Source organism: Embleya sp. NPDC001921, assembly GCF_053594475.1.
Genome location: NZ_JBSFEO010000036.1, coordinates 19,650 through 33,875, shown reverse-complemented (window position 1 = coordinate 33,875; position 14,226 = coordinate 19,650). Strand labels below are relative to the sequence as shown.

14 protein-coding genes and 1 pseudogene are annotated in these 14,226 nt (G+C 69.8%); 5 read left to right on the top strand and 10 right to left on the bottom strand.

The features are described 5' to 3' along the window. Window positions 1-346 precede the first annotated feature (346 nt). On the bottom strand, window positions 347-988 hold the full coding sequence (locus ACWCPW_RS34425; RefSeq protein ID WP_449765497.1) for a helix-turn-helix domain-containing protein: 642 nt from the start codon (window positions 986-988) through the stop codon (window positions 347-349). Between the two features lie 376 nt (window positions 989-1,364). On the opposite strand from ACWCPW_RS34425, the gene ACWCPW_RS34420 reads away from it, so the two are divergent. After that, on the top strand, window positions 1,365-2,471 hold the full coding sequence (locus ACWCPW_RS34420; protein WP_449765496.1) for a pyridoxal phosphate-dependent aminotransferase: 1,107 nt from the start codon (window positions 1,365-1,367) through the stop codon (window positions 2,469-2,471). Window positions 2,472-2,899: 428 nt separating this feature from the next. On the opposite strand, the gene ACWCPW_RS34415 is transcribed toward ACWCPW_RS34420, so the two are convergent. Continuing rightward, a complete protein-coding gene (locus ACWCPW_RS34415) occupies window positions 2,900-5,047 on the bottom strand; it encodes a hypothetical protein (protein ID WP_449765495.1) in 2,148 nt (715 codons plus the stop codon). Window positions 5,048-5,360: 313 nt separating this feature from the next. Between ACWCPW_RS34415 and ACWCPW_RS34410 the strand changes: the two genes are divergently transcribed. Both ACWCPW_RS34410 and ACWCPW_RS34405 read left to right on the top strand, forming a co-directional pair. Next, complete coding sequence (locus ACWCPW_RS34410; protein ID WP_449765494.1) at window positions 5,361-5,543, top strand: hypothetical protein; 183 nt, start codon at window positions 5,361-5,363, stop codon at window positions 5,541-5,543. Window positions 5,544-5,820: 277 nt separating this feature from the next. Then, window positions 5,821-6,081, top strand: a complete 261-nt coding sequence (locus ACWCPW_RS34405; RefSeq protein WP_449765493.1) for a hypothetical protein — start codon at window positions 5,821-5,823, stop codon at window positions 6,079-6,081. Between the two features lie 607 nt (window positions 6,082-6,688). Here the strand turns inward: ACWCPW_RS34405 and ACWCPW_RS34400 are convergent. After that, window positions 6,689-7,234, bottom strand: coding sequence for an AAA family ATPase (locus tag ACWCPW_RS34400; RefSeq protein ID WP_449765492.1), 546 nt, complete (start codon window positions 7,232-7,234; stop codon window positions 6,689-6,691). 270 nt (window positions 7,235-7,504) lie between these two features. Here ACWCPW_RS34400 and ACWCPW_RS34395 point away from each other — a divergent pair. Beyond that, a pseudogene (locus ACWCPW_RS34395) lies at window positions 7,505-7,796 on the top strand (hypothetical protein); the annotation flags it as partial. A 628-nt stretch (window positions 7,797-8,424) separates the two neighbouring features. Here the strand turns inward: ACWCPW_RS34395 and ACWCPW_RS34390 are convergent. The 5 genes from ACWCPW_RS34390 to ACWCPW_RS34370 all read right to left on the bottom strand — a co-directional run bounded on the left by ACWCPW_RS34390 (window position 8,425) and on the right by ACWCPW_RS34370 (window position 10,994). Continuing rightward, window positions 8,425-9,006, bottom strand: coding sequence for a DUF4240 domain-containing protein (locus ACWCPW_RS34390; protein WP_449765491.1), 582 nt, complete (start codon window positions 9,004-9,006; stop codon window positions 8,425-8,427). 90 nt (window positions 9,007-9,096) lie between these two features. After that, a complete protein-coding gene (locus ACWCPW_RS34385) occupies window positions 9,097-9,408 on the bottom strand; it encodes a DUF4259 domain-containing protein (protein ID WP_449765583.1) in 312 nt (103 codons plus the stop codon). Window positions 9,409-9,516: 108 nt separating this feature from the next. Beyond that, window positions 9,517-10,041: a hypothetical protein gene (locus ACWCPW_RS34380; protein WP_449765490.1), complete on the bottom strand. Its 525-nt coding sequence runs from the start codon at window positions 10,039-10,041 to the stop codon at window positions 9,517-9,519. Next, window positions 10,032-10,331 carry a hypothetical protein gene (locus ACWCPW_RS34375; protein ID WP_449765489.1) on the bottom strand — a complete coding sequence of 100 codons (300 nt, stop codon included), beginning with the start codon at window positions 10,329-10,331 and terminating at the stop codon, window positions 10,032-10,034. The genes ACWCPW_RS34380 and ACWCPW_RS34375 overlap by 10 nt, the downstream gene beginning before the upstream one ends. A gap of 216 nt (window positions 10,332-10,547) precedes the next feature. Further along, entirely contained in the window at window positions 10,548-10,994 is a 447-nt protein-coding gene (locus tag ACWCPW_RS34370; protein ID WP_449765488.1) for a DUF6210 family protein, read from the bottom strand. Window positions 10,995-11,688: 694 nt separating this feature from the next. Between ACWCPW_RS34370 and ACWCPW_RS34365 the strand changes: the two genes are divergently transcribed. Then, window positions 11,689-11,919: a hypothetical protein gene (locus ACWCPW_RS34365; RefSeq protein ID WP_449765487.1), complete on the top strand. Its 231-nt coding sequence runs from the start codon at window positions 11,689-11,691 to the stop codon at window positions 11,917-11,919. 132 nt (window positions 11,920-12,051) lie between these two features. Here the strand turns inward: ACWCPW_RS34365 and ACWCPW_RS34360 are convergent, their stop codons facing one another. Both ACWCPW_RS34360 and ACWCPW_RS34355 read right to left on the bottom strand, forming a co-directional pair. Continuing rightward, a complete protein-coding gene (locus tag ACWCPW_RS34360; RefSeq protein WP_449765486.1) occupies window positions 12,052-12,918 on the bottom strand; it encodes an RICIN domain-containing protein in 867 nt (288 codons plus the stop codon). Window positions 12,919-13,384: 466 nt separating this feature from the next. Then, window positions 13,385-13,735 carry a hypothetical protein gene (locus ACWCPW_RS34355; protein ID WP_449765485.1) on the bottom strand — a complete coding sequence of 117 codons (351 nt, stop codon included), beginning with the start codon at window positions 13,733-13,735 and terminating at the stop codon, window positions 13,385-13,387. Window positions 13,736-14,226: the final 491 nt, after the last annotated feature.

The window sequence follows — 14,226 nt, the reverse complement described above, 5'->3', positions numbered from 1 at the left end:
TTGTCACGCGGCCCCTGCCGACCGACCACGACGCAAGTGTCGTGCCGCCGCCCCGCGGTGACACCGCGACCACCGAACGCCTCGCGCCGAACGACCCCCCTACCTTGTGGTCGAAAACCGGGCCGCGCCCATGAGGGACCCACCCGGCCCGCCGCTGCGCCTACCCACTCTCGGTCGGCCCCGCGCCTCGGTGCCGCATCGATCCGGCAGCGGCAGGCCCGTCGGCAACAGCGCACAACCGGATCGGTACCCCTCGCAGGGCACGTCCGGGTCGAGGCGGACGGCCGGGTCCTGTTCCGGCGGCGCGCCCGGACACGTGACGGTCTCCTCGAACCGAGCAGATGCGTCAGGACGCGGAGCTTGCCGACGAGCCGCGACCGCGTTCGCGAGTGGTGGTCATCGTCCGGACCGACCGATGCCTGGGCTGAAGCACGGTCAAGACGAAGCGGGCCGACCCTTCGGCCGGCTCAACGTGCGCGTACGCGTGCGGAAGGTCTCCCGCGAATGAGGCCGAATCACCAGTCGCCAACACCTCCGCGGAGGTGCCCACGGTCAGTTCCACCCGTCCTTCGAGAACCAGGATGAGTTCGTGGGTGCCTTCGCTGTGCGCCGTACTCTCGTGTCGTTCACCCGGGGCGAGCGTCCAGTCCCACAGCTCGATCACGTCAGGCCCCTCGGACCCGGCCACGAGCACACCCCGCCCGCCCGACGACCCCTCCCACAGCGTGGGGGCCGTACCGCCACGTGTGACCAACAGCGCGGGCGGACGGACCACATCGACCAGCCACGGCAAACCCACGCCAAGCGCTTCCGCAATGCGCAGGAGCGTAGCGATGCTCGGGTTCGTGGACCCCTGCTCGATATTCACAAGCATGCGGCGGCTGACTCCGCAGCGCTGCGCCATTTCGTCGAGTGTCCACCTCCGATCGAGGCGCCCATCACGCACTCGCGCGGCGATCGCTCCCGCCACATTCGGCGCTTCCGCCATCTCCCGGGCCTCCCCAACCGACACTCCCAGGGCATTATAGTGCACTCAACTTGCAGTCGCCCGCGAACCAAGACCAAGGTGCCTCGACGATGCCGATCGGGGTCGGTCCCGGCATCGGTCGGCTCGTGCCGCGTGCCGACGCAACCGCGAGATCCCCAGGCCGGATGCCCCACCACACCCGCCCGAACAACCACGAACCCGTCTCACCGCATTCATGACACCCCAGCCACAGCACCCAACCACCCCCGACGTCGGGTGATCGATCACCTCCCGCTGCCCGAGTGGGCGGTACACGTCAGCGCACACGGACCAGGTCCCGGCTCCGGGACACGCCCTACCCGGTAGACGGGATCGCGCCATGCAATTGCCTCCATTCTTGATCGAGCACATGTTCGCCAAGCATGAGTTCACGTGCCGGGTGAACCTGACCGGATCGGACACCGAAGGACTGTCGCTGGACGCGCTCTGGGCGGTCGCCCCCGCGGAGACGCGTCGGTGGTATGAGTCCCTGACGCTGGGCTACACCGAATCCCCGGGGCACCCGCTGCTCCGGGAGCTGGCCGCCCAGTCCTCCGGTCTCCGGTCGGGGTCGGCGGTGCAGGTCTTCGCCGGCGCCACCGAGGCAGTGTTCGTACTCCTCAACGCCATCCTCGACCCCAAGGACCACGTGGTGGTCATCGGCCCCACGTACCAACTGCTGCTCGATGTGCCACGTGCGATCGGGGCGGAGGTGTCCGAGATCCGCCTCCGGCGCGAGGATGGTTGGCGATTGGACGTGGACGAGGTCAGGCGCGCCCTGCGGCCGAATACTCGGCTGATCGTGGCGAACTTTCCCCACAACCCCACTGGAGCCTTGCCGGAAGCGTCTGTCTTCGAGGAGCTTCTGGGTCTGGTGGACGACACGGAGACCCTCCTGCTGAGCGACGAGATCTACCGAGGCATCGAATCGGAGCCGCAACGCCGACTTCCGTCCGCGGCGGCGATCACCGCCAACGCGATCTCTGTCACGGGGGTTTCGAAGGTATTGGGCATGGCCGGGGTCCGAATCGGCTGGACGGTCACTCGGAACGCAGCGGTAACGGCGCGCCTGCTGGACTACCGCTACTGGACGACTCTGGCCACGAGCGCGCCGAGCGAGGTCCTCGCCATCGCGGGTCTGCAGGCGGCTCCCGCGCTTGTGGGCCGCGCCAACAGTCTGGTCCGTGCCAACGCGGAGGCGCTGGCCTCGTTCGTGGAGTCCACACCCGGGTGGGACTGGGTGCCCCCAGTCGGTGGGACCTGCGCCTACCCGTGGCTGACGGCGACGGAGGCGCGGGCGTTCTCCGCATGGCTGGTCGATCATCACGGTGTGCTGTTGGCCCCTGACGTGATGTTCGGGCATGCCGGTCAGCACCTGCGATTCGGCATGGGCAGGGAACTGTTCTCCGCGGGGATGGCCACGCTCGCCCAAGCCTGGCCGGAGTGGCAGCACAAAACCTCCTGAAGAGCGCCCTGGTCGCCGGCGCGCTCACCGCCGCCTCCGTCGCGGGCGGCCGAAACGCTCCGGGAGGCGACCCGGCAAGACCGGCCGGCCCGGGACCGGCGGTGCAGGGCCCTCGGATCCAGGTATAGCTGCCAGGTCGGTCGCCGGCGCCGGTGTCGATGCCGCGCTGGGGAAGCGCGGCCACCACCGCGGGTCGGCCGGCTTGGCGGACCGGTCCGCGTAAGTGTCCCCGGGGATGGTTCCGGAGCCGAAGACCGTCAGCTCGCAGCCCACGTCGAGGGCGTCCCGGCCGTACCGCTGCCGCAGTTCCTCGGCGGCCGTGGCGGCGGCTGCGAGGTGTGCCGGCATCGCGTCCGACTCGGCTTCCATAAGGCGGGGCTGCAGGCTGACGTGTAACCCCAGGTCCAGGGCGGCGCGGGCGGCCTCGGTCAGCCGCGGCGGGCCGCCTTCCGGGCTTGCGTGCGCAGGTGCTCGTCGGCGGCGACGATCCGGGTGCTCACGCCCCACCGCACCACGCGCAGGTCGCGTTCGGCCAGCGCGGTGAGCCTGCCGACCTGGTCGGCGGTCAGGACCTGCGTGCCGACCGCCGCCAGGGCCCGGAAGGCGGTGTCGGTATCGGTGGCCGCTTCGAGTGCGGTCAACGCGGTGTCCGCGAGCGCCGCACGGTTCGCCGCGGGATCGAGGGCGAGCAGTGCCAGTACGGCCGAGGGCGCCGAGGGCGGCTCGTCGAGGAGCGTGGTCAGACGTGGCAGCAGCGGCAGTGCCGCCCGGCCCAGATCGGCCGCCGTGCGTGCGGCGTGCGCGCGCACCGAGTCGAACCACATCTCGCCCTCGACGTCGGCCAGGACCGCGTCCAGCGTGCGCACCGCCGCGTCGGCGTCGCCGGTGATCCGCCACAGGGCATCGGCGATCGTGATCTCGAGGTGCAGGCCTGGGATCGTGCGCCGGCGTTCGGACGAGGGGGACGCGGCGCGCAGCAGCGGCACGAGTTCGGCGGCGGCCGGGCCGAGGGCGGCGGCTTCCGTCACGGCGGCGGTCACCCGGTAGTCGCGGGCGGCGAGTTCGGCCCCGAGCGTCGCCATCAGTGGAGCGGTCGAGCCGGTCAGTGCGTACAGCGCGCGTGCCGCCTCGGCGCGACCGGGCTCGGGGCCAAAGGCGTACGCCGCGCGCAGTCGCTCGCCGACCTCGTCGCACCGGTCGGACGGGCACACGGCGCCCAACGCTCGCGCGGCGCCGGCCGGGAACCGCTCCAGGACGGCGCACAGTTGCGACGTAGCCGAGGCGGCGTCGGTGCCCCAGTGGGTGAGGAGCCACAGGAGATGGCCGGCCTCGCTCTCGCCCAAGTCGGTGCGGCCCAGGCGCGTGCGGATCGCGTCCAGGAGCGCCGGGTCGAACGGGAACGGCGCCCCGCCGGGTACCCGGGCGTCGGCGAGCAATCCGAGCGTGGGATGCCGGTGTTCGAGATCGTGCGTGAGCATCGCGGCAGCCCGCCGGGGTGTGGCGGCGGCGAGCACCGCCAAGGCGCGGTGCGTCTCCCCGGCCAAGGCGTCGTCGGCGTGCTCGGCCCGCTCGACGAGCGCGGCGAGTGCGTCCGGGGCGGCCGCGGGCAGGGTCACGTGTGTGGCGATCTCGCTCAGGATCTGCAGCGCGCTCGTCGCCGACTCCGGATCGTCGAGCAGCGCCACCAGCGCCGGCAACAGGGCGACCGTCGCTCCGCGGGAGGTCGCGCACGCGGTGTGCGCCGCGTACAAGGCCGCTTCGCGCACGTCCGCGCGGACATCGTGCAGCCCCGCGTCCAAGAGCGCGCACGCGGCCTCGCGATCGCCGACACGATCGCGCTCCAGGAGGGCGGCCACGACGTGGGTCAGCGGCTCGTCCTGCTCCAGGTGCGGCCGTTCGGCCAAGTACTCGTCGGCCGGGAGCACGGCGAGCGTCGCCTCGTGCACCGCCCGCGTCCACGCGAGGTCCGCGTCGACGACGGCCAGCACCGCGGCGACGCGCACCTGGGGTGGCTGGGACTCGGCCAGGCCCTCGGCCGTGATCCTCTCCGCGCCCGCCGGATCCAACCGCACGATCGCCGTCAGCAACTCGGCCCGCACCACCGCTTCGCGTTCGTGCTCCCACCGCTCGCGCAACACCGTGAGGAGCGGATCGACCCGTCCCGTGTGGCCCAGCGCCCACGTCGCGTACTGCCGCACATCCGCATCGGCGTCGGCGACCAGGGGCAGCAGGAGCGGAACCTGCGCGGCAACGGCGGACCGGCACGCCCCCGGCGCCACCTCGTGTTCGTCCCCGCTCGCGGCGATGCCACCGACGAGACGCGTCAACCCCGCCGGCCGGCATCCGGCGGCGGCCAGTCGGACAAGAAACGGAACGGCCTCGGCCGAGGCCGCGTACACGGTGCCCTGGTGCAGCAGCGAGCTGTACAACTCGCCCACCGCCGCGTCCGCCAACTCCTCGTCATCGTCGGCGACTCGGCGGAGCAGCCCTGGGGTATCACTCGCCGGCCCGTAGGCGTGACTCGTGGCACCCCAGGAGTGTGCGTCGACATCGGCGAGCACGCGTTCGATGGTCATGGCGGGATCATGCCGGCGGCCTCCGACGCGGACGGCGGCGGCCCGCGGGCGGGATACGAGTGGAATCGATCCCCAGGCACCCGCACCCACCGCGGCCACGTGGCACGCTCTCGGTCGCCACCGACCCGACGGCCACGATCGGCCCGCCGGCCACACGAGCGCACCCCCTCGGCCGGCGGCCCCGGCCCGGGCCCGGCGCACCACCGCGGCCGACGGTGTCGCAGCGGCCCTCCGGGCCGGGCGCGGCGGTTCGGTCCCATGGCGACTCGTCGCCGTTGCGGACCCGACTCAGTGGGCGAATTGGCTGCGCGGGGTGGCACGTCTGGTGGCCGGGGACGCCGCACAGATGTGCGTGATGGTTCAGGGGCGGTGTCCCGACCTGCCGCAACTCGCTCTGCTGCTTGATGAGATCGCGCCGCACGTCACCCTCGTCGACCACAGCCGCCGCCGACCGATCGTCCATCGCCGGGGTATCGACCCCAATCCGATCGGCTGACCGCGCGGTTCCGCAGGGGCCACCGAAAATCGCGCAGGAAGCTCACCGTGATGTGCTCCTGCACGAGCTACGGCCGGCCGTCAACGGCATCCCCTACAACGCCTGATGGGCACGCCCACCGGCCATCGAACACGCCCGCCGCTACGCCCCGGGGCAACTCGATGCCGGCGACGCCGTAGCCTCCGAGTGTGAGCGAGAACGGCAGCCGACGGGAGAACCCGCCCTCGACGGGCCACCACACCACCGCCGGATCCTGGACGGCACGCACTGGGCTTCCTTGACCACCGGGCGTGGGACGGGAGAGTTCCCGCCGGAGGCATTGGCACGCCTGCTCGACCTCGCCCCGGCCGTCAGGGCGGACGCCGCGACCGACGCGCTTGGGGAGGTGACCCACCAGAACACCATCTACGAGGCCACCGTGCCCGTTGCCCGCTACGTCGCGGCCATCCTCGACCAACCCCACCTCACAGCGGGCGACTTCGACCCCGACGCCGCCGCGCCGCCGCGCCGCCCGACGCTGGTGAGACTGTTGGAATGACTCGGCGCCACCACACGCGACGCGGACGACGAGTGCGTCGCCATCGGCGAACGCATGCACGGAGGGCGGTTCCTGCACGAGTCGCCCGCCCCGCCTCACCTGATCGAGCTCGCGTGGTCCCCTTGGCGCTCGAGGAACATCGAATCCGGTGTGTTCCCGATGGACGGCGAGTCCCGCACGAAGGACGCGGACGCGATCGGGACGGCGGAGCAGTGAGACCGCGAACGACCCCACCGTCCCGGCGGAGCGCGTCGCCCGAGACCCCTGGAGCCCTGATCCCGCATCTCCGTCGACCATGACGACCGGTCGTCGACATCGGTGCCCCTGAACCCGGGCCCACACCGCGCAGGTGCACAGGCGCTGCCGACCGCAGAAGCACCGCCGACGGCTTCCCTGGCCGGACTGTTGGGATCGCGGTGCGGGTTCGACGAGGCAATCGCCGCGTTGTGCGAATACGCCGCCGACACCGGGTACGGCCGCTCACGCCTGGCCCACATGCTGGTGGGTGTTTCCAGCACCGGGAGCTCCGTGCACGCTGAGGCTTTCCCTGCGCGGCAGCGTGGGTGCCACAGACAGCGGAGGCCGGCGCGACGACGGTCCTGCAGGATCAGAGATCCTGTGGAGGCAACCTGTCGAGGCCCGTGTCGCGCATGATGTAGTCGACCGTCTCCTTCAACGAGCTGTCGGCGCCGATGACGGTCTCGACTCCATCGGGCAGCACGTCGCGTGCGCGATACCAGCCGGTGAGCTCCTGCTCGGTTACGTGTGTGAGGTACTCGGCGTCGGGTTTGGTCGCATGCCGAACCATGGTCTCCGCGAGGGGCACGTCGAGGTAGTAGAAGCAGGAGGTGCCGCGATGCTCGCGCACGAGGGCCTCCAGCATTTCCCCGTAGCGGTCGGCGTACAGGATTCCCTCGACAACCACGTGATAGCCGGCATCGAGCGCATACCGTGCCACCGTGGAGATCAACCCGACGTTGGCGGCTCCGGGCCGATCACGCTCGCGAAGCACGACTCTGCGGAGATTGTCCTGCCCCACCAAAGCCAGACCTCGGCCGAACCGGTTGCGAATCTCCGCGGCCACAGAAGACTTACCCGACGCCGAGTTGCCCCGGATCACCACCAGGCGACTCTCTTCGCTTCCCACGATCATCGAGGCACCCTACCCAGGACCGAAGAAGCGACGGAGCGGTGTTCAATTGCGATCGATGAGTACCCGTACACCAGCCACGGTGATCCTGATCGCGTCGCATTCGGCCCTTGTTGTTCGCTTACCGTGCAATGCCCTCGTCGAGGACATCCCCGAGTAGACGTCATGGACTCCGAGGCGCGCGAAGGTGGCGCCCGACGCCTTTGCCCGGAGCCCGCAGCAAGCAGTGGGGCTCACGCGTCGGTCCCCGCTCGAGGCGATCCCGGTCCGCGATCCGGCCGCCACGTGGGCATTCCCTTCGTGACCGGCGACCGGATCACGCAGGCGTACCCGCCGGAGGTGATGGGCAAGTCGATGCCCTTGTCCGGGAATATTCGACAAGGATCACGCGCGCTGCACCGAGGCCGGCGAGATCCGCGCGCTGTACGAGTCCGACCCCGAAGTGAAGATGGTGATCGACACCGCGCGCGGCATCGAGGGCCTGACCCGCGGCACCGGTGTGCACGCCGCCGCGGTCATCCTGTCCTCGACCCCGCTGATCGACCTGATCCCGCTGCACCGGCGGGACCCGGCACGTGGTGGCGCTCCCGAGCGGGCACGCCCGCCGTGGAGGTCACGTTTGTACCTCCGCGCCCCGGCGCTGCGGTGCGGCAGGTACGCGCGGGTGGACACGACCGGGTGACGATTCTGTGGTCGGGTGCGCGAGACGGAGACACGACCTTGGCGATGCACGACGCGACCGCCGGCGCGGTCGTCCTGGCCGTCGATGCCCCCGCGCGCGAGATCGCCGACGCGGACTGGCGATGGGACGGAGGCCCGATCGCAGCGCTCGGCCCGCTGGTCCTGGATCTGAAAAGCGGAACCGGCCGCTTGGTCCCGGGCCTGTATACCCCACGAACTTCGCGAATGGCACGCTCTACGGGCGGCGCGGCGAGTCGGAGGGAATCGCGATCGCGCATCCGACCCGGGCCGGGTCAGGACGTTGGGCCGGGACGGATTTCTCCCCTATGGCGTTACCTCCGACCGGGCGCTGGTGATCGACGTCAATGCCGCCGGTGCGATGACAGTCTTTGCGTTGGCGCCGTGCTGACCTTCGCGATGGTAGGGAGACGTGCGATTCCCGCGCGCTCCTGGTTCATCCGCGTCATCCCGGCCTCCTCCGTGTTTCCGTGACCGGGTACGGCCGGAACGGCTCAGTTGTCGGCTCCGTCGAGGTAGAGCGCGGCCAGTCGCGGCAGGCGGCGGTGCATCTCGCCGTCGTCGTCGAAGTCGAAGTCCTCGCCCATGTCCCGCGGGCCGGGCCCGGAATCGGCAGTCGGCGCTACTGCCTGCTTCCACGCGTCGTACGCGGCGTGGAAGTCCTCGCCGGCGCCGACGATGCGGGCGAAGGCGTGGGGAGCCGCGTAGGTGACCTCTTCGTAGAACAGCACTTCCTCGGCGTCCGTGCCCTCCGGGGATGCGAGCACCGGGTGTTCGGCAAGGTTGTCAGGGTTGGCCAAGGCCTTCTCGTACCAGTCCTGTCCTTGTGCGATGAGGCCGGCGCGGAAGTCGATGAAGCTGTCGTCCGAGCAGCCGCCGGCGATGAGGTAGGCGGCGGCCCACAGGTCCCAGCGATATGCGGCGTCGTGCAGCTCGGTGAAGCGCCGCTCGTAGGCGAACACGTCGCTGGGGGTCCGCGCAGCCAGGGCGTCGACCAGCCTCTCGGCGAAAGGCTGGTTGTCGGTGCCGACGGACCGAACGGTGTCTATTACCTGCCAAAACTCGTTGGTCTCCACGGTGGGGACTTTCGCACACGGGTAGGACACGGGCCTGCCGAGAGTGGAGACGTCTCTGTCCTCGGTGGTCGATCCATCCGCCACCTCCTCCTACAGCCGGGAATGGCGGCGAGACCAGACATTCAGGGACTCTCTGACGATCCCGATCGGCCTCGGATGAACCACGCGGCTGGAGCGCGAGACGGTGATGCGGCGCATCACCGGCGCGTGGCTTGCGGCGCTTCGCATCGAGGCGGGGCTCAGCGCGAGACGGCGGCCGTAGCCATCGCGCGGGTGCGCAGGGGGCGGCGACGGCCTTGCCCGGCCCCGACGGATGCTGCGGGGTCGAGGAGCGCTGACAACGCCGAACGCGAAGTCCGCGGCCATGTCGTTCTCGAAAGGCCCGATGTCCCACGTACCCAGGGCGTGACTCCTTTCGTGTCCGAAGCGGTGATCACGACATCGGGCACCGACAGGTCCGGCACGATGCGTGCGCGGTCGCTCCGCGCTCCGGACCGGCGACGGACGGGTTCATGCCGACTGGCGTTTGACCACGGCATCACCCGCAGCCGCAGCGGCGACGAAGAACGTCACCAGGCCAACGAGCCCCTCGTGCAATGCCTGCCTCACATCGTCGTCCCACGGCATCAGGAGGTCCAGCCACGAGTCCTCGTCGTCGGTGAACACCGGTTCCACCTCCCGAACGCGCTGCGCGACGTCGACGCCGCGCAGGAACCGGGCGGCCTCGCGAACCTGCGAAGGCTCGAGCACCCACACCACGGAGCCGAGGAACCCGTATTCCGGGTGTTCCTCTCCCTCCTCGCGTACCTCGCCTCCGTAGACGGGGAGTTCGCAGACCCCTTCCTCCCGCTCGTCGAACGTGAGCACCGCGTGCATCAGGTCGCCGATGCGCTCGACCCCCAGCACCATGCCCGCGTCCCGAAGCGGAGCGAACTCCCGGTCGTGCCGGTACGGCACCATCTCCTCCAACTCCCGCGCGGACCCGCCGGCAACCATCTGCCCGGGCAACCGCCGCCAGAAGAAGTTCACACCCACCGCGACTCCCCCGACCGCGAAGTCCAGGTCGTCCAAAGAAAGTTCGGCGTCAGCGTGTCGTGGATGCGACCGAGCGGTCCGTGGTGCGGGTCGACCGATCGGAGCCATGGCACCTGCCGGAACAGGTCGTCGTGTTGCTCGGTGCGGAGGTCGCCGAGGAGGGCGCGGAGCTCGTCGGGGACGGGGTCGTCACCCAGGCACAACCGCGTGAGACCGTCCCCGATGAAGTGCGGGAATCGGTGCCACCGGAGCACGTCGTTGTGGAACCCGTCCTTACCCTCCTGCGACATCGCGCCCATGGCGTTTGCGCACGTCGCACTCGGTGCCCACGCACGCCTGCGGCCGGCCGGGCCGACGATCCTCGGCCACGGTCCCGCCTTCGGACACCACAACGCTCCCTCATCTGCGATCACGCGCGCGGCGTCGTCGCTCGTCGTCCGTCGGTTCACCGGTCGCGCAACCGCGATCGGGACGAACGGAGCCTGGACGTGCACGCCGACAGTCGGTCAGTCGGAGTTGGGCCACACAAGGATGCCGTTTCCGAACTCGGTGGTCACGGGGATCCACGCCTCCGTCGCCTCGGACAGGCGGGATTCGTCGACGTGGACGGGAGTACCGGGGTAGCCGAGGTCGAAGAAGGTCGGGGCGGTGCCGAGGGGAAGCCTGATCGGGGCCACGGCCGCGCGGAGCGCGGAGAGGTGGACCGGGGTCCAGGTCCTGGGGCCCCCGGTCCCCGCGAACTCCCGCACGAACAAGTCGTTCAGGGCCGCATACGAGTCGGGGGCCTGCAAGGGCACCAGATGGCCCTCGACTTCGCTCTGCACGCACGAGGTCCCGCACGTCTGGAGGTGGTAGACCGTCCCGGTGGGAGCCTCCAGCACCACGAACAACCAATCGTGTTCGAGGAGATCGAAGTAACCGAGATCGACACGCAGCACACGGCGTTGTTCCATCACCGCATGCTGCACCCCCACGCCCGCGCTGTCGCCGCATTTTCCCGTGGCTACGCCTCCTCCCACGCGTGGCGTTGTCGGCACGGCGGTCGTCGCCAGCCATCCCCGTACGGCGTGATGGTGCGCCCGCCCCCGTGAGTTCGACTCTGCCGGTGACCTTCCCGGCCGCGGGACCTCGGGGGTGCTCAGGGGACGGTCGGCCACTCCTCCAGGGCCGTGACGATCTCCATCAGGCGTGCCTCGAAATCGGTCATCCTGAGTTCGCCCTGCCCGAAAGCCGGTCACAGCCCGACGAGCCGCTCCTCCCACTGCGGCCTCAGCCCGGTGCACAGGCTGCCCGGTACGGCGGCGCTCGCCCGCGCGGGCGGGCGGGCGGTTCGGCTGCTTCGACCACGAACGGAAGCCCGGGCCACTGTCGATCGCGGCGAACTGCGCCTCGCCGCCGCCGCGGCCTGCACTACGTCGCCGACCTTCTACCCTCGATCGCGCTCGGACACCGAGCCCAGCCGGTCCAAGCACCGACGCCGCCGACCCGAGTGTCACGTCGGGCAGGAACACGGCCGGGCCAAGGCTCCCCGCAGGATCGCGGGCCATCGCCGCGGCCGGGTCGAGCATCTTCCCGCGCCGGGCTGATCATCGAGTGGGGGATCGACGCGGGCGCGAGAGCCACAGCGCACTCGGTAGCCATGCCGTCATGCAACTCATGCCGTCATGCAACTGCTGCGAGCCGTCGAACGTGAAGGCCGGCGGCGGGAGTTGCCCGATCCGGTTCCCATGTTCCGGCTGTGGCTTCAACCGCCCCGGCCCCTTGTTCCTCCCAGCCGTCGAAGACCACATCCGCGACCGCATCCGCGCGCTCAAGACGGACTGGGCGACCGCTCAGGCCATGCGGGCCGCCGAGTTCGTCAGACCGCAACAGTACTGACCGAATCGACTCCTATCAGTCCGTCGTCGTCGGCATCCGCACCAAAGCTCGCCGCGATGCCCGGAGACGAGCGGCGCCATGTCGAAGAAGCACACCGTCAGAAAGAAGCACACCGTCAAAAGAAGCACACCGTCAGAAGAGCCACGTCTGGTATGCCTGATCGAAATCAGCACCCTGCACGATCTGGTTCCCGGCGGTGTTCGACGCGCTCGCGAGTCGGAGACACCTATTGGAGTGGGCGGCCCTTATCAAGTATCCGCCGCTTTCATGAGGTGACGGGCCTATGGCGAAGAGTTGGTTCATGCCGCCGTGCCAACTCCACTGGATCACATGAGCCCCCTTTTCCATGGAGGCGCCTTCGACGTCGAGCACCTTGCCTGAATGGCTGGCTATGATGCGATACAACCCGGTGGGCGGGACTCGTTCGATTTGGAAACTTTGATTTGCTCCACCGGTCCTGCCCCAGATGATGACGCGCTCTCCGTCGTCCATCGAGGCCTGGGTTACATCCATGACCTTCCAGGTATCCGCTGACAGTATCGGACCCGAGAAGACTCGAAATGTCCTCCTTCCGGGATTACTGTTGTCCCATTGCTCCAGAGGCGTCTCGTCCAGGGCGGGCTCCGGCCAGTGCACAATCTCGCCATCAGCGTTGTAGTGGGGGGCGGTTCCCCTTACTTGCAGATACTGCCCGGAATGCACGGCAATTATATTGTTGTCGATGATACGGAAGCGTTGATTGGGCCCGCCGTGCCGGGGCCAGCAGAGTACCTCCGCCCCCTTGTTCTGTGAGGCCCCGGCGACATCCAAGACCCTGCCGGAGGGGGCATGCACTATGTGGAAGGTCCCGTCATTCAAGACTTCTGTAATCCACCGCTGGCCCGGCGCCCCGATGAAATTTCTTACGACGACCACGCCGGTTCCGTCTATACCACCTTCAGGCGTTAGAGCCTTCTGGTGCTCGTCGCCGGCGGGCGTGAAGATCGGAATCTCAGTCATGAGGTTCTCCTGCATACATCGGGTCGGAAAGTTCGCCCGGATGGCGGAGCCACTACAATTCCAGTGCAGCACTGTCACGCGGGTGGTGCAACATGGACTCAACCGTCCCCGTTTGTGAGAGATCCACGGAACGGTGCTACCGCTAACCACGGTTCCGTTGCCCCCCGAGGCCGGACATCGTTCCTGATCCGCAGGCACAGGGCCCCATCGGGGCGCTTCGCCGCGCGCCCTCGGGGTGGGCGGCGAAGCCCAAGACGGGCATCTGTGGCCCGAGTTCAGGGCACGCGCCCCGCACGATGAGGTCCAGTGACGACCTCGCCCGCGACCGGTCGCCGGCACGCGCCGTCCGTCGCCAGGCGGGATATCGGGCGCAGATCACCGAACGCGAACGACTCGTCAGGGAACGCAAGATGCGCCGCTCCACGCCGGCATTCGTCGCCGGACCGCCTCCCCGTCGGCTCGTCGTTCATCCACCGGTGGCCGGCGAAGGGGTCTCGCCGCCCGCGGCCACGGTGATTCGGGCAGTCCACGACGAGGGCTCCCGGGGCGGATCCCAGGTCACCTCGACCTCGACGCCATGGAAGTCGCGCGCGAGTTCCGCCACCATCACCGCCGCCGCGGCCCGCGCGTCCCGTGGATCGGTGTCGCCCGGCACGCGCAGGCGCCCGCAGATCATTCCGCCCTCCCCGGTGAGCACGCTGGTGCGCCACCCATCCGGCGTCGCCAACAGGACGATCCCCTTCGGAACGCCCCCGACGCGCCACTTCTTCTCCTTCTCACGTTCCACCATGCCGCCATCCAACACCGCCGTGCCCACGACGACGAGTCCGGGTCGAGGGCCGACCACCGCCGCCGTACGCGAGCCCGCCCCGCAGGAAAGAAGGCCGGCGCATGGGACTCGGATACGGCTTCCGGGGGTTCATCGGCGCCGGGACCGTCGACACCCCGACGGCGGACGCTCCTTCCGCTGAACCCTCCTCGCCCCCTCGCACACGAACCACCGACTGGTGCTGCTCCAGCGCCACGCGCCCTGATCGCCGAGGATGGCGCGCAGGTCGCCTCCCTCGTCGGCGTCCTCACCTCCGTATCCCCCGAGCCCGGGCGGAACTCGACGAGCCCGGGCGGAACTCCTCGACGAATGCCCGCGACGTCTGGACCCGTTCCGCGAAACGACCCAAGCCACCATCGTCAACGCCCTCCCGAAGCCCCCGTGCCGCACGCCCCTGAGCCGCAGCCCTCGCGGCACGGTGGCCACCGTCATGGCCCGTCGGGACGCGCACGGCCTGTTCCATCCCTGGCGACCACCGC